13 protein-coding genes, 1 tRNA gene and 3 pseudogenes are annotated in these 14,889 nt (G+C 68.9%); 5 read left to right on the plus strand and 12 right to left on the minus strand.

All coding sequences use genetic code 11. The features are described from left to right. Positions 1-95 precede the first annotated feature (95 nt). Positions 96-374 carry a GlsB/YeaQ/YmgE family stress response membrane protein gene (locus AB0F82_RS29770; protein ID WP_362632829.1) on the minus strand — a complete coding sequence of 93 codons (279 nt, stop codon included), beginning with the start codon at positions 372-374 and terminating at the stop codon, positions 96-98. Between the two features lie 575 nt (positions 375-949). Between AB0F82_RS29770 and AB0F82_RS29775 the strand changes: the two genes are divergently transcribed. Both AB0F82_RS29775 and AB0F82_RS29780 read left to right on the plus strand, forming a co-directional pair. Beyond that, on the plus strand, positions 950-1,381 hold the full coding sequence (locus tag AB0F82_RS29775) for an ATP-binding protein (RefSeq protein WP_362632832.1): 432 nt from the start codon (positions 950-952) through the stop codon (positions 1,379-1,381). Positions 1,382-1,870: 489 nt separating this feature from the next. Next, positions 1,871-2,601: pseudogene (locus tag AB0F82_RS29780) on the plus strand (helicase associated domain-containing protein); the annotation flags it as partial. Here AB0F82_RS29780 and AB0F82_RS29785 read toward each other — a convergent pair. Both AB0F82_RS29785 and AB0F82_RS29790 read right to left on the minus strand, forming a co-directional pair. Next, positions 2,600-2,875 (minus strand): ATP-dependent DNA ligase, encoded by a 276-nt coding sequence (locus AB0F82_RS29785; RefSeq protein WP_362633027.1) that lies wholly within the window; start codon positions 2,873-2,875, stop codon positions 2,600-2,602. The pseudogene AB0F82_RS29780 and the gene AB0F82_RS29785 overlap by 2 nt on opposite strands. Positions 2,876-3,237: 362 nt before the next feature. Further along, the gene (locus AB0F82_RS29790) at positions 3,238-3,783 is read right to left on the minus strand and encodes a hypothetical protein (RefSeq protein WP_362632834.1); all 546 of its coding nucleotides are present in this window, start codon (positions 3,781-3,783) and stop codon (positions 3,238-3,240) included. Between the two features lie 1,382 nt (positions 3,784-5,165). On the opposite strand from AB0F82_RS29790, the gene AB0F82_RS29795 reads away from it, so the two are divergent. Next, positions 5,166-6,041, plus strand: a complete 876-nt coding sequence (locus AB0F82_RS29795) for an IS5 family transposase (RefSeq protein ID WP_362632837.1) — start codon at positions 5,166-5,168, stop codon at positions 6,039-6,041. Between the two features lie 51 nt (positions 6,042-6,092). Here the strand turns inward: AB0F82_RS29795 and AB0F82_RS29800 are convergent, their stop codons facing one another. The 6 genes and pseudogenes from AB0F82_RS29800 to AB0F82_RS29825 all read right to left on the minus strand — a co-directional run bounded on the left by AB0F82_RS29800 (position 6,093) and on the right by AB0F82_RS29825 (position 9,804). Beyond that, on the minus strand, positions 6,093-6,806 hold the full coding sequence (locus AB0F82_RS29800; protein WP_362632840.1) for an alpha/beta fold hydrolase: 714 nt from the start codon (positions 6,804-6,806) through the stop codon (positions 6,093-6,095). Positions 6,807-6,864: 58 nt separating this feature from the next. Then, positions 6,865-7,026: a hypothetical protein gene (locus AB0F82_RS29805; RefSeq protein ID WP_362632841.1), complete on the minus strand. Its 162-nt coding sequence runs from the start codon at positions 7,024-7,026 to the stop codon at positions 6,865-6,867. Between the two features lie 485 nt (positions 7,027-7,511). Continuing rightward, positions 7,512-7,979, minus strand: a pseudogene (locus AB0F82_RS29810) (IS5 family transposase); the annotation flags it as partial. A 172-nt stretch (positions 7,980-8,151) separates the two neighbouring features. Then, positions 8,152-8,661: pseudogene (locus AB0F82_RS29815) on the minus strand (HNH endonuclease); the annotation flags it as partial. A 113-nt stretch (positions 8,662-8,774) separates the two neighbouring features. Next, the gene (locus AB0F82_RS29820) at positions 8,775-9,308 is read right to left on the minus strand and encodes an ATP-dependent DNA ligase (RefSeq protein ID WP_362632843.1); all 534 of its coding nucleotides are present in this window, start codon (positions 9,306-9,308) and stop codon (positions 8,775-8,777) included. 46 nt (positions 9,309-9,354) lie between these two features. Beyond that, positions 9,355-9,804: an ATP-dependent DNA ligase gene (locus AB0F82_RS29825; protein WP_362632845.1), complete on the minus strand. Its 450-nt coding sequence runs from the start codon at positions 9,802-9,804 to the stop codon at positions 9,355-9,357. A gap of 495 nt (positions 9,805-10,299) precedes the next feature. Between AB0F82_RS29825 and AB0F82_RS29830 the strand changes: the two genes are divergently transcribed. Beyond that, positions 10,300-10,464: a hypothetical protein gene (locus AB0F82_RS29830; RefSeq protein WP_362632848.1), complete on the plus strand. Its 165-nt coding sequence runs from the start codon at positions 10,300-10,302 to the stop codon at positions 10,462-10,464. A gap of 270 nt (positions 10,465-10,734) precedes the next feature. On the opposite strand, the gene AB0F82_RS29835 is transcribed toward AB0F82_RS29830, so the two are convergent. From AB0F82_RS29835 to AB0F82_RS29845, 3 genes are all read right to left on the minus strand, one after another. Continuing rightward, the gene (locus AB0F82_RS29835) at positions 10,735-12,366 is read right to left on the minus strand and encodes a hypothetical protein (RefSeq protein ID WP_362632850.1); all 1,632 of its coding nucleotides are present in this window, start codon (positions 12,364-12,366) and stop codon (positions 10,735-10,737) included. Between the two features lie 68 nt (positions 12,367-12,434). Further along, positions 12,435-12,507: transfer RNA gene (locus AB0F82_RS29840), tRNA-Arg, on the minus strand. Between the two features lie 150 nt (positions 12,508-12,657). Continuing rightward, positions 12,658-12,936, minus strand: coding sequence for a hypothetical protein (locus AB0F82_RS29845; RefSeq protein ID WP_362632852.1), 279 nt, complete (start codon positions 12,934-12,936; stop codon positions 12,658-12,660). A gap of 299 nt (positions 12,937-13,235) precedes the next feature. Here AB0F82_RS29845 and AB0F82_RS29850 point away from each other — a divergent pair, with 299 nt between their 5' ends. Beyond that, the gene (locus tag AB0F82_RS29850; protein WP_362632854.1) at positions 13,236-14,798 is read left to right on the plus strand and encodes a pentapeptide repeat-containing protein; all 1,563 of its coding nucleotides are present in this window, start codon (positions 13,236-13,238) and stop codon (positions 14,796-14,798) included. Positions 14,799-14,889: the final 91 nt, after the last annotated feature.

The following is a 14,889-nucleotide window of genomic DNA, read 5'->3' on the forward strand; positions in this document are numbered from 1 at the left end:
GGGAACCGGGTGGTGCGCAGTGTGTGCGGGCAGCGGAGCGGCTCCGCCCTCGTAGAGGGGGAGCCGCTCTTGTCGTATGCCGTCGGAGGGGTGGGTCAGGCGTGGCTGTGGTGGCGCTTGTTGCCCGTGACCAGCCGGTAGACGGCGAGGAGGATAACCGAGCCGATGATGGCAGCGATCCAGGTGGAGAGGTCGAAGAAGCCGTCGATGGAGTCGACGCCGAAGATGACCTTGCCGAGGAAACCGCCGAGCAGGCCGCCCGCGACGCCGATGAGCATCGTGATGATGATTCCGCCCGGGTCCTTGCCCGGCATGAGCGCCTTGGCGATGAGGCCCGCGAGCAGTCCTATGAGAATCCAAGCCACAATGCCCATGACGCGTCTCCTACCTCGATGTATAAGGCTGCTGTCAGCGATCGTCTGCACCACGACAGCGTTTTCAAACGCCCCACCCTTCGAGCAGACCGGGGGCGGAACCAAGGGCACCGAGGCCAAGCTGGCGGCACTCGGGAAGTGTCAGGTGATTCGGGCGTCTGCCTCGGTCGGCCGACAGCGCGGGTGGCGCCTCGCTCGTTGTGCGGGGGTGGATGACGAACCGAGAGTTGTGGACCAGCTGCCGTACGAGGCGGGGCAGCAGCGCCGGGAGCTGAGGTCCCACATGGAGACTGCCCTCGCCCGGCGCCTGGGGGTCATGGCCAAGCCATCGGCGTGGCCCGCTCCGGCGGGACCAAGCCGTGCGACGGATGGTGGCGGGTCCTAGGCTGCGGCGCCCATGGCCGCTCCCACGATCGGGGCGGGCACTCTGGTTGCAGCGGCCAGGCGGTGCTCTGTGGCCTGCTTCGAACCGGCTTCGCGGATTGTGTGACCTCTCGCCCGCCTGGTTCGACACCCGGAGAGCCCACCCGGATGGGGCGGCATGGCCAGCACGGCGACGGCCAGGGGGTGAGGGTATGAACGCGCACCCACCCAACAACGGGACCTGCGACTCCACAGGTGGGCGCGGGGCCAGTGCCACGGGTCACCCACCAGGGCCGCCGGCCACCGCGGCCGCCGCCCGCGACCAAGTCAGTGCCCTGCTGCAGCGCGCGGGCATCAGCCTCGACAGCGTCATCGCCGCGGACACGCTCCTGGTCACCTCTGAACTGGTCACCAACGCGATCCGCCACGGCAGCGGCATCACCACCTTCCACAGCGACATCACCGACGGCACCCTCCACGTGAGCGTCGGGGACAACAACCCACGCGGCCCCGCAGCCCGCACCGTCACCCCCGGCGAGCCGGGCGGCTACGGATGGCCACTAATCCAACGACTCGCCCAGCACATCCACATCACCAGCCACCGGCAGGGCAAGACCATCACAGCCAGCCTGCGCCTGACCTGACCCCACCCGGTCACAGCTCCCCGGATTCTCCACCCGCACGCCACCCAGCCACGTCAGCGGCAGTGGAAGAGGGGGCGGCCCGGTGGTACTGCCGCCAGAGCCTTCTGGTCACCGGGCCTCGCCCGCGCACGCCTGATCGGCACGGACTGCGCCCGACCCTAACCGCGACCCGCCGACGCCCCACACCGAAAGCACAAGTTTCCCCGTACCGCGTGACCGCCCCCGGGGCCAGGGCCGACTCCCACCCTGCCCCACTCCCCTCCCATAGACGCAAAGTACGCAGCCGCACCTCCAGGCCAGACACCCTCGCCCCTACTTCGGCAGCACGGCCACCGGGCCGCTTTCCACCGCCTCCCGGTAGACCATCCCCCACTCCTCGTCGCGGTGATGCTTGCGGCGACGAGGCGGGGCCGCTTCCGGCCGCAGCGGAACCGTGCGGCCGATGGGGCGGAGGCGGTCGTGGGTGTCGTGGCGGCCCAGGAGGAGGATTGGCGCAGAACCCTGCTGGACGCGCCGGAGGCCGGGATGGTGTGGGAGCCCGGCGAAGAGGCGTGGGAGAACAAGCTCGCCGCGCTCCGCTCCTACCGGCGGGCCACCGGACACCTCGCGCCCCGGCAGGACGCCATGTGGGGGCGAGGACGACGAAATGGTGCCCGTCGGCCAGCACATGGCCAACCTCCGGCGAAAGGGCGCCAAGAACGGCCTGGGCAAGGACCCCGAGCGGCGCAGCTGACCGCGGTCGACGAGGACTGGGGCTGCCCCTGGCCTCTCGACTGGCAACGCCACTACCGCGTCCTGGCGGACCTGGTCGACGCCGACGGCCACCTGCCCGACAGCGCACCCGGCGTGCTGATGGACGGCGACGACGTCGGCAAGTGGCTCCAGCAGCAGAAGCAGCCGGCCATCTGGGCTCCGCTACTGCCCGAGCAGCAGGAGCGGCTAACCACGCTGGGCGTACAGCCCGACCAGGCGCCCGCTCCCGCCCCCGCAGCCAGTCGCGGGGCGAAGGGGCCGAGCAAGGCGCAGCAGGCGTTCCAGCGGGGCCTGGAGGCCCTCACCCAGTGGGTGGCCGGGAAGGCGCCCACCGACCGGTCCCCAGGGCCCACGGGGAGGAGATCGCGGTCGAGGGCGAGGCAGAGCCGGTGATCGTGAAGCTCGGCGTATGGGTCTCCAACACCAAGAGCCGACGCGGCAAGCTCACCGCCGACCAGCTCGCCGCTAGAGGGCTTCGAAGGACAACCGGCCGGCTGCGGTGTCCCAGACGACGAGCTCGCCATCGAGGACCAGGCCGTCCGGCAGCTGCTCGGCGGTCGCGACCAGGTCGGGGAACCGGTCCTGGACCAGGGAGCCGCGCCGGGTCTGCAGGAGCAGCCGGCCGCCCGGGCTGGCGGGGGTGAAGAGGATCGCGCGGTGGCCGTCGAATTTCTGCTCCGCCGCGAAGCCGCTCGCCAAGACGCCGGAGCCGGGGACGTGCTCGGCGGCCTGGGCGAGCATCGGCTCGAAGGGCGGGGTGAGAACCACTCGGGGATGGCCTCCTTACCGGCGTTCCGGGCCTGGCACCCGACAGCGTGCCCCAGCCAGGCATGTACGGCGCATGGATACGGCCAGAGGACCCTGCCGAGTCAGGCTCCGGGGTGGGCCGGCTTCTGCTGCGCCTCCACAAGCCGGACCCCGTGCTCCAGGCAGAGCGAATTCCCCGACCCCATATTGGCAGCATGTTCGGTCAGTTGACTGCACCAACTTGTCGATCAACTCGACTCGATAGTCGCCTGCCAACGCACCGATCTCATGCTGAAACGATCAGTTAGCCGATCGCGGGCGCCGGTCCGTAAACAGCCCGCGGGCGATGCCGGCGGTCAGCTGTGTCGGGCCGCAAAGGCCGCGGTGGAGGTGTCGTCCAGGTCCACGCAGCATCCGTAGCGCCAGTAGACGTAGTAGTGCGGGCTGGCGAGTTGACGCCGACAGGTGGCACACACGACTTGCTGGTGGGGATTGGCGCGGATGACGGCCGTGTCCTTCAGGTTGAAGACCGCTCGGGTGGCGTCCAATCCGTGCTCTTCGATTCCCTGCTGCACAAATTCGAACGCGCCGTACGGGTGTCCGTTGGGGCACTTGATCCGGTTGGAGTAGGCCGAGCCGCTCACCTCGGTTCCGAGTGCGGTTCGGATCCGGGCCATTTCCTCGTCCGACACCGGCTCGAGTCCCATGTGCTTCATCCGCTGAGGGGTCCAGTACCACGCATTGACGGCGGAGAACTGAGAGGGGGTCAGGTAGAAGGTGGCGGTTCTGCCGCTCTTCACGGTGGCCTTCACGACGTCGACGATGACGCTGTCCTCGGCCGTCATGACGGCCCTGCCGCCGCTTACGACCGACTCGATACCGGCCAGCGAGGACTTGTCCATGGGTGCATCACTCCGAAGCAAGCAGCGGCGGGTTGGAATACCCGGCAGAGGCTTCTGTCGCTGTGATGCTCCGTCAGTCCATCGCACCCTGCAAGCAGGGGCAACCATTCGCGTTTCGAACCTCTGTGCGTATCGGTCTCTCAGGCCTGGGCCTCCAGGAGGTGGCGAGGGGTGTTGCGTGCCGGCACGGATCGGTCCTCGGGCACGGCGATCACTTGGCCATGCCCTGCCCCGCTCGCCGATCCAGCTTAGGCGCCTGATGTGGCCGTACATCGCCATAAGCAGAAAGCTCGTCACGCGCTTGGGCGGTACGCCCACCACGATTGAGAACCACGTCACCAACGGTTCGGTCAGCGGCTCCCATGAGTCTGGCCGCAACCGGGGTTCCGTATCCGGTCGCACGAAGGGGCCACCCCGCTGCTCCGGACCTTCGCCGGTCGACCAGGCCCAGCGCGGGAGCAAGCACCATGTGATCGATCACACAGCTGAACATGCTCTTCGGCACGAGCTGACCCGGGGCCCGGTCCGCGCACGGCCGGGCGCACCGGGGGCGGAGGCCGGACCGGCGGCCGCCCCCGGATCCCAAAAGCGGGAAGGGACACGGCGGAGGGAACACCTCCGCTGCCCTCTCCCCGGGCGAAGACCGCTCCCCGGCTGCCCCGACCGGCCGTCCGACAGGAGAACCGCCGTGCCCCTCCCGTCCCATCGCACCCGCACTTCCACCCGCGCACACCGCCTCGCCGGCACCCTCACCGCCGCCCTCCTGGCGTTGCTGTCGGCCGGGGCCGTGGCCGCTGTCCATGAGGGCCGCGCGCCCGGGCCCATACCTGAGCGCAGCTGGAGTCCCTGGACCGACAGGAGGATCGGAGGCTGGTCGACGCCCACACGGGTCAACACTCTTGCCATGACTTCCGCTTGGGCTTCGATGGCAGCGTCGCTCGGGAGCGGGCGCCCGGCGGGTTCGGGCTGGCTGTGAACCGTCCGAGTGACGGGGCACCGCTCCGGGACGGGGCGGTGTTGATGGCGGCGGTTGGGGTGGGCTACGCGGCGCTTCGGCGGTGAGCACCATCGGGGCCCCGGCGGGGACGGGGCCTCGAAGACACGTTCTCGGACAGTGTCTACGGTGCAGCGTGCACGTGACCTCGCTGGTCTCGCACCTGTCAGCGATGGCCCGCAGCACGTCGTTCACCGCCTCATCGACGGTAAGGCTCCGATGGTGCTGATCATGCAGGCCGATGCACCGTTCAGGGACTCACTGCCTTTTCGAGGGATCGTCGATGTTCACGACAACTCCTAGGACGACGGGGCCGGGGCGTCTCCGCGAGGAGCCGTCCTAGGGCCTGTATCGAAAGTGGATCTTTCTCCATGAATGATCTTCGTTCATGGGGCGGGGTGATCTCACTGATGAACAGTGGGCGGTGTTGGAGCCGTTGTTGCCGACGGGGACGAAGGCGGGGCGGCCGCCTGTCTGGTCCCGGCGGCAGTTGATCGACGGCATACGGTTCCGGGTCCGAACGGGCGTTCCGTGGCGGGACGTGCCCGTCGAGTACGGCCCGTGGGGCAGGATCTACGACTTGTTCCGCCGATGGCAGCGAAACGGCACCTGGCACCGGGTCTTCAGCCGGCTCCAGTCCCTGGCCGATGCGAAGGGTGCGATCGTGTGGGATCTGAGCGTCGATTCCACGGTGTGCCGCGCCCATCAGCACGCGGCTGGAGCCCGGAAGCAGGGTGATCTTCAGAAGGAACCGCCGGGTGGTGTCTTCACCGAGCCCCGTGATCATGGACTGGGACGCTCGCGCGGCGGGTTCACCACCAAGGTGCACCTGGCCGTCGAGCAGGGCCAGAAGCCCATGTCGATCGTGGTAACGGCCGGGCAGCGCGGCGACTCGCCGCAGTTCGAACCCGTGCTGAGGAAGGTCCGCGTGCCCCGCATCGGGCCGGGCCGGCCGCACGTCCGTCCTGATCGGGTGCGTGCTGATAAGGCGTACGCCTCCCGCAAGAACCGCGCTTACCTGCGTCGCCGAGGGATCCGCTGCACCATCCCGGACAAGGTCGACCAGGCGCGTCACCGCAAGCAGCGCGGCTCTCGCGGTGGCCGGCCGCCGAAGTTCGACCCAGTCGACTACCGTGAGCGCCACGCGGTCGAGTGTGGGATCAACCGCCTCAAGAGGTACCGCGCCGTCGCCACGCGGTACGACAAGCTAGCGGTCCGCTACGAGGCGACCGTCCTCATAGCGGCCATCGGCGAATGGCTGTGACCAGCACACATCAAGCGCGTCCAAAACAAGCCCGCAGGCGTGGAGGTGCTCTCACTCCACGGCAGCATTGAGGAGAATCTGCGCCAGCTCGCGCGGCTGGGAGAACATCGGCCAATGGCCGGTGTCCATCTTGACCAGCCGCCAGCGCTTGCTGTTCAGCAGCTCGGCCACATCTTCGTCGGGCTCGGCGTCTTCAGGCTCGGCCCCTGGCATCACGCACAGGATGTATGTCGCCGGAAGTTCACCGAGCGGCCGCGACAGCACAGCGGGCTCGGTCAGCGTGGCACCTGGGTGAGGCGTCGAGCCACGCACGAGGCGTGCGATCTGCTCATCGGTGAGACCCTCGCCGTCGTAATGAGCAGCTGGCGCGAGCGGCCAAAACCCTCCGCTCTCGGCGATCGATGCCTCCACTGCCGCCCCGCCGTCCGGCCAGGCGGAGACAAACGACTCGCCGTCAGTTGGAACACTTGAGTCGACGAATACTACGCGGGCCAGTCGGTCACCGATCCGCTCCGCGGCCTGACCTACCGGGATGCCCGAGTAGCTGTGACCCACCAGGACTACGTCACGCAGACCCTGGCGTTCTACCTCGGCGACGATGTCCTGGACGTGAGTCGCTTGCCCCGCCGGTACACCCCGCTTGTCAGCAAGACCGGACAGCGTCAACGGATAGACGCCGTGGCCAGCCGCACGCAAATACGGCACCACCTCGCCCCACGCCCACGCCCCGAGCCGTGCACCTGCAACCAGCACGAAATTCACCATGCCCGCACCGTAGCCGGGCAGCCTGACGATCTCCTAGAAAGTACTTTCGATACAGGCCCTAGCGGCGCACGTGGATGGTCACCTGGATCGCGCTGGTACCCAGCGCTCCAGCGCCGATGACGGCCACAGCGGTGGCCGCCTCGGCGTGGCCAGCTGCGGCCAGTACCGCGGTGACCCCGATGGCGGCGAGCGCCGTGGCACCGCTCAGCCACCTGAGCATGGGCGCACGGAGCTGCGGACCTTGGGACCCGGCAGGGCCTGGGGTACGGTCGACTGACGTCATGTGCCTTGTTCTCCTCACAGCAGGACGGGACGCCCGACGTCAGACGCGAGGGAGACCCCGCGAGGCCAGCCCTAGGAAGCAAGGGCCTCGCATCGGTCTCCCTTCGTCATCTCCGAAGGGCTGTACGGGCGTTGACCACGATACGACCCCGTGTTGACAGAATCGGGGCACCGCCTAGTACGGGCACCTCCCCCGGCACCAAACCCGGCCCCTGTGGAAGCACTCTCATACCAAAACGCAGTAGATCCGATGCAACACGGACACGCGCAGGTCACAGTGTTGGAGATCGCCACTGCCCCACGCACATCCCGTGATGGACATCACAGGGGGGCGGGCATGAGTCGGCACGCCCATGGCCGAGACCAACTGTCGAAACTGCCAGGTTTCCGCAGGTCAGAGGCCGCCATTGCTAAGACCGTGTCCTATGTGGTGAGGCGGACGAGGCGTTTGTAGCAGCAGATGGCGGCGGCGAAGCCGAGGAAGGCCAGGTAGTTGCGGGGATGACGCTCGTAGCGGTGGTTGAGCCGGCGGTAGCCGGTCAGCCAGGACATGGTCCGCTCGATCACCCACCGACGGCGGCCGAGCCGCTCGGAGGACTCGATGCCCTTGCGGGCGATGCGGACGCCGATGCGCTTGCCGCGCAGCCATTTTCGCAGTTCAGGTATGTCGTATGCCTTGTCTGCGTGCAGGCGTTGGGGTTTGAAGTAGCGGCCGCGGTGGGGGTCGTGTCTCGTTTGGTGACCGAGCACCATCGGCTTCAAGGCCTGGCTGTCGTGGGTGTTGCCCGCGGTGACGCCGACGACGAGGGGCAGCCCGTTCGCGTCCGACAAGACGTGCATCTTGGAACCCGGCTTGCCCCGGTCCACGGGGCTCGGACCTGTGAGTTCGCCCCGTTACCTTCTTCGTGGCCCCGCAACGGGGTTCCCGGTCTCCGGGTCCGGTATGACTTGAGCCCCTTGTCGATCATGGTCGAAAAAGTGGTGTCACCGGGCCTGGAGGCATTGGCAGACCGCTGATCAGGGGCATGACCGCTCACCTTGCTCGTCGAGGTGAAACAGGCCTTCTGTTCGAACGCGCCGTCACCGCCACCAAGGACGCCGGCTGGCCCTGGTCGTTCGCGTACGCCTCCCGACGCGCCGCCGTCCATGCCGACGCCCCAGAGTCCCAGGCCTCGGCGAGCGGGACCATGTGGTCGATGTCGAGCGCACCGGCCGGCGTCACCTCCCGTTCGTCGTAGTACGACCACCACACGCCGCCGGTCAGGGTGCAGCCCGGCCCGATCTCCGGGTACACGACCGCCTCGGCCAGGAGCACCTCGGCGCGGGTGTTGCAGCCGTCGGCCGGGACGTCGCCGGCATTCCAGTGCTTGAAGGAGGTCCGCTGGTAGCCGGTCCGGTCCTCCACCGCCAGCGGCAGCGCGGATACCGCGACCCCGATCGGCAACACCTGGGGCACGGCAGCAGCCGGAGCCGGGGCGGCGGGTTGTGCGGCCGCGTGCGCGGCCGTGGGCAGAGACAGGGTCAGGGCGAGAGCAGCGGCGACCGCGGCAGCGGACCGCGTCATGATCATCATGAGCCGGTTGTACCGGCCGCCGCACCGTCAGCAACAGGTCAGCCCGGCCCGGTTCACCCGCCCGAGCACGCCGGTTCACCGGCGAAACGCCACTGCACCCGACCCCCGCCCGGTCAGCTGGCGGCCGCCGCCGGACCCTCGCCGAACCCGGGTACGTCCTCGAGCCCCACGTCCAGGCGCAGCCGCTGGAACCGGAGTGGGTGGCGGTAGACGCCGCCGCGGTCGATGGCGCGATCCGCGCTGACCTCGGCGACCAGGGCGGGGTGGACGAGGGTGGTGTCGAGGACGTCGCGGCTCCCCCACGTCGCGGAGAATCGCACGCCCTCCCACAGGTGCCCGGGCGCGGCCGCGGTGAGGTGCTCGGCGACCTGCCGGGCGGCGTCCGGGCGCAGTGGCACGGTCCGGCCGACGGCGCGCAGCCGGCCGTCGTGGTCGTGGCGGCCGAGGATCAGGAGCTGGGGGCGGGTCAGGGTGCCGGTGATCGCGCCGACGATCGCTTCGGTGGTGTCCCGCCTCCGGATCTTGGTCCACCCGCGGTAGCCGGGCAGGTAGCGGCCGTTCAGGGGCTTGACCACGATCCCCTCCACCCCGGACACATCCGTCCAGGACTCCAGCCACTCCCGGGCCTTGGCCAGGTCCGTCGTCATCGGGCAGAGCGTTCACGGGGCCGCCAGGGCGTGCTCGGTGAACAGGTTATCCAGGAGAGCACGGCGGTCGGCGTACGGGTGGGCGAGGAGTTCCTGGCCGTCCTGCTGCAGGAGGTCGAAGGCGACGAAGTAGGCGGACCACCGTGGCGGCGATGGCGGCGGCGCCGCGGGCGCGGGTGGCGGCCCGGCGCTGCAAGGCCTCGAAGGACAGCCGGCCGGCTTCGGTGTCCCAGACGACCAGTTCGCCGTCGAGGACCAGGCCGTGCGGCAACTGTGATTCGGCGGCCACCACCAGGTCCGGCCACCGGTCCTGGACCAGCGCCCCGCGACGGGTCTGCACCAGCACCGAGCCGCCCGGGCCGGCCGCGGTGAACAGCAGCGCTCGGTGACCGTCCAGCTTCTGCTCGTACGCCACACCCGCTGGCAAAGCGGCCGGGCCCGGCACGGATTCCGCGGCCTGCGCCAGCATCGGCTCAATCGGCGGTCTGAGCGTCACAGGGGCCTCCCTCGTGGGTCGCCTGCCTCTCCTCCAGGGTCCGCCAGACCAGCATGGGGCGGCCCTGCAGGGCCGCCGTGGGTCGTCCATCCGAGGGGCGTAGCGGGGCCGTCAGGGGTGGCCTGCGGGGCTTCTACGGCACGGTGGCGGCATGTGTCGCCGGGCCCTTCCCCTGCTCCTGGTCGTGCTCCTCGCGCTCTCGGGATGCGTCTCCGTCCACCCCGCGCCCACCCAGCCCGCCGGGACCTCACCCGCGGGGGTTCCGGAGGACCGCAAGCCCCCTCACGGCCGGACACCGCGCCGACACTGCCGCTCTCCCCCTTGCCCGAGCCCACGCCCCCACCCCAGACCGGCGCCGTTCCCGAAGCCGGCCTTCCCGCCCGCGCGGCATCCGGAGACGGCGAGACTCAGCCCGCCCTGCGGGCATACGACCGCACAGCCGAGGGACCGGCCCGGCCGCGCAGGGCGACCGCGCCCCGGCCTGCGGTACGTCCCGTGGCCAAGCCCAAAAAGGTGAAGGTGCGGCCGCGCCGCACCCCCGCACCGCCCCGCCCGGTGCGGCCCGCTCCCCGGGTCGGGGACATGAGGGAGCTGTGCCGCGCCGCGCACGGCGTCACCAGCCCCGCCGTGGCCGCCCTCTGCCACCAGACGTACGTGTGACTGAGCACGCTACTTGGCCCCAACGGACAACTGGAAAGCTCAGTGCTCGCGCAGCCCCGCCAAAGGGCGGGCGCCCCGAGACTTGAGCTGGACGGTCGCGAGCGCCTCGCCCAGGCCGAGTTCGGCGGGCCGTACCGGAGTGCGCGGCAAGGAACGCGGCCCGCGCCTCGCCGCAGGCAGCCCGGTGACCGGGTCCGGTGGGGCCTCGACGTCGCGGTAGCCCCAGCCACTGCTCGCGGTGCTGGCAACATCGACGAGATCAGCTTGCCATCACCTTCTCCACCCTCGGCCGCCAGGGCGGGCACGCTGGAAACAGGAGTTCTCTGCGGACGGCGGCCGCGCCTGGGTACTTACCGGACGAATAGACCTAACGCGTCCCGCCGCGGCGGACACCGCCCCAGGGGCGGGACTTACGCGATCAAGCCGATCACGGCGGTGACGAGGTTCGCGATCGGGGCGCCGACGTCGCCGACGAAGTCGGCCGCCTTCTGGAGCGACTGCCCGAAGACCTGGAGCACATTCCTGCGCGGTGTTCCGGACAGCGCTTCGTCCTGGAGAGGCGGTGAGCTCCCTGCTCACTTGCTCGGCCTCTTCGGCGGGCAGCCTGCTCGCCGTCAGTGCGACGGCTTCCGTGAGCTGCTTCAGCAAGACCTTGGCTTCGTCGGGCAGGTTCGAGCTGTCTATCCGGTTGAAACTGCTCGTCACGATGTTTCCGCTGCCTATGACGCCGTGGATGTCTCCGCCTGCGCGTGTATGGAACTCGTTCACGGTTCCACCTTTCCCTACCACCACGATCCGGTCCGCGATGTAGACCGGCTGCGAACCGCCACCTGCGGCGGTGTCGCTGTCCAAGCGGGCCCATCCGCCGGTGGCGTTGTCGATCCGGGCCAGCTCGTGCGCCCGTTTCTCGCTCAGCATGTGCAATACGGTCCGCCATTCCTCCGCGGTCACGAGTTGCTCTGCCTCGTATGCGGCAGCCAGGATCGGATTCTGGTCGAACCCATACCTCTGCGGGCTAGACAGCAGATCGAGTCCTCGATTCAGGAAACGCGCTACCGCCTCGGTATTCCTGCCGCCCTGCGCCTGTCTCGTGAGGAAGCGGAGTACGAGTCGCACACACTCGTACTCCGTGTGGAGACGGAGCAGGTGCACCCGCAGGCGGCGCAAGGCGTCCTTGTCCGGACTCGGGCTCGTCCGTTCGATCAGCCAGACGCCCACCAGCGTTCCGCGGAAGCTGATCCGACAGTGCGCCAAGCGCACCCCGATGTCCTGCCCCACATCCACGGCCATGGCGTCGGGCGGTAGCTCGGCTTCCTTGTGCGAGTACTCGGCCAGCAGCAGTGGTCTGCCGGGCTGGAGCCAGGAACGGTCGACGGCGGGGGGAAATCTGGTGGTCGCCCGGAGAATGTGCGCCGTGAGCGGCCTTCCAGCTTGTCCGAGATGACAACTGCTGCGGCGGTCGCCCTCACCGCAGGACGTGATGGCGACGGGAAGATCGAGCCAGTTGATCAGGAGTGCGACGAAGTCCTGGCTGGGCAGTCTCGCCCGCCCCCGTCTTCCTGACCTTCCGCCGACGACGGCCAGCTCGAACCGGGTGCTGACGAATCCGTCCGCGATCAGACGCCGGTAGGCGCACGCGAAACCGGATGTGCGCTCGTCCCCGGGTACAAGGGAGATTCCCGACAAGCACGGCGGAAAGCGGAATGCGCTGGCGGCGTCACAGAAGACACCCTCCCCGCGCCACGGGACCAGTCCACCCTGCTTCCGGGCGCGTATGGGCCCGGTCGATCTGACGAACTCGCCTGACTGCACCAGCGGCCAGCACGGAACATCGAGTCGGCGGGTCTCCCGGGCGAGGAGAGGGCGCAGGTCGGCGATCGGGAATTGTGTCACCAGGAACACCCGCGATCACCTCGTGTGAAGGTCGCTGGGCTTCCCTCGTTGCCGAACGCGGAAGGAAGCCCGCCGGCGGCGTCCTATCGGACTTGAACCGATAACATCCGCGTCCGAAGCACGGGGCTCTACCATTTGAGCTAAGAACGCTTTCGGCCGGAGAGCGTAACCTGCCCGGTTGGGGGGCAGAATTCCGAGTTCTCCTGTAAATCAACCGTAACTCCTGGACCGAGTCACCCGCGACCTCGCGGCGTAGCTCGCGAGCCAGCTGCTGGACGCCGCAGCCTCGGTTTGCCCCCTCTAATCAGCCGATGCCGCGCCGCTCCGACCTTCGTAGATGGCGATCTCGGCGATCTGTCTGTACGCGTCGGCGTTGCCCGGTTCCTTCTGCCAGGTGCGGATCCGGAGAGCGGTGGACTCCAGGGTCCCGGGCGGGATGCCGAGGTAGCGGGCCGCCCCGGTTCGTGATCCGCCTCGGACCATCTGGACCAGGCGGATCACGGCATCGCGCCGCAGGAGTCGCGCCGGCCCACCAGCTGGATCCGTCAGCGCGCGGCGTGGATCGATCACCTGGAGCATGAGAGCTACCCGCCGGTGGAACTGCCCGTCGGTGGAGCCCCCACGCCTGCTGTGTCCCCCTGGCATGGCGAACATCTTGGAGCCGCCACGCAATGAGTACACCTTCACCCCCCGCACACCGTACTCACGAGGCACCCCCCTGGCCGTGCTGTGAGTACCGGCAACGTCGTCGAGGTCGTCCGCTATATGGCGCTGACCCTGCTACCGGCTCCGTCGGTTGCCGCGGCCGCCGCGTCCCCGACCACTTCGTATGCCTCGCCCACCTACCTGACCACGCCTGCGACGCCTATCTGGCCGGGTTGACTCCCGGCTCCGACATTGACCACCGCGGCACCCCTTTCACCGATGCCCTCCTCAGATCCCTTCTCGACGCGCTCCGCGACCCCGGCACCGGAGTCCTCCCTGGCACCGCCCGGTTCGGCGCTGCCCGGTTCGACTCGGCGACCTTCCACGGCGACGCCTGGTTCAATTCGGCGGCCTTCGAGCGCGACGTCTCGTTCGACTCGGCGACTTTCACGGGCGACGCCAGGTTCGACTCGGCGACCTTCAAACACGACGCCACGTTCAACCAGGTGACGTTCCACGGTCACGCCTTGTTCCCGTTCGTGACTTTCCATGGCAGAGCCAACTTCATCTCGGCGACCTTCAAGCGCGAGGCCGGGTTCCTCGAGACGGCCTTTAAGGACGCCGCCCACTTCGGCTTGGCAACCTTCCAGAGCGTCGGCTGGTTCAAGAAGGCGACCATCGATGGCAACGCCTCGTTCGAAGGGGCGACCTTCGAGCAGTCGGCCAGGTTCGGGCCGTTGCTGTGCAAGGGGACAGTGACGTTGTCCGAGGCGGTGTTCAACGGCCCGGCAAACCTCGAGCTCGCCACCCGCCACCTGGTCTGCGAGCGGACCCGTTGGTTGTCAACGGCCGAGTTGCGTCTGCGCTACGCCACGGTGGACTTCGCCCTTGCGGTGTTCGAACGCCCCCTCACCATCGCCGCAGCGGCCGCCCCCTTCGTACGCACCAGCAGACAGTCGCCCGACGCCACGGTGCGGGTGATCTCGCTGCGGGGGGTGGACGCGGCACATCTGGTCCTCGCTGACGTTGACCTGTCGGGGTGCAGGCTCACCGGGACGGTGAATCTGGACCAGGTGCGGCTGGATGGCGCCTGCTCCTTCGGCAAGGTGCCGTCCGGCACGCACTGGCCGCGCTGGTACCCGGTGCGGTTCACCCCGCGTCGCACCCTTGCCGAAGAACACCACTGGCGCGCGAACCAACCGAAGGCCGTCCAGGGCTGGAATGCGGCGGAGCCCGACGCTGTACAGGTCGGGCCTGCCCAGCTGGCAGCGCATTACCGGGCGCTGCGCAAGGCGTTCGAGGACGGGAAGAACGAGCCGGGGGCGGCGGATTTCTACTACGGCGAGATGGAGATGCGCCGCCATGACCGCACCGACACCACCCAAGCCGAACGCAGCCTGCTTCACGGCTACTGGCTGCTGTCCGGCTACGGGCTGCGCGCCTCCCGAGCCTTGGGGTGGCTCGCTGCCGCCATGCTCGTCACCATCGTGCTGCTGATGGGCTTCGGGCTCCCCCAGGCCTCCCCGAAGCAGCAAGTAACCGGCATCGTGCCCCCCGGCGGAGGCAGCGTTACTTTGAAGATCGACGAAGCGGCCCCGCAGAACCCCACCGGCAACAGGTTCACCAGCGAGCGCTTCGAGAAGGCCCTGAACGTCACCCTCAACTCCGTGGTGTTCCGCTCCAGCGGACAGGACCTGACCACCGCCGGCACCTACATCGAGAGGACCTCCCGCCTCCTGGAACCCGTTCTTCTCGCCCTCGTCGTCCTTGCCATCCGCGGACGCATCAAACGCTGACCACCCGCCACCATGTGATCGGCTTCGGCCTGCACCCCAGCACTGCCAACCGCTGGTCCGGCTACGCCAACGACAGCTGGACCCACTACCT

Source organism: Streptomyces virginiae (assembly GCF_040638905.1).
Taxonomy (GTDB): Bacteria; Actinomycetota; Actinomycetes; order Streptomycetales; family Streptomycetaceae; genus Streptomyces; species Streptomyces virginiae_B.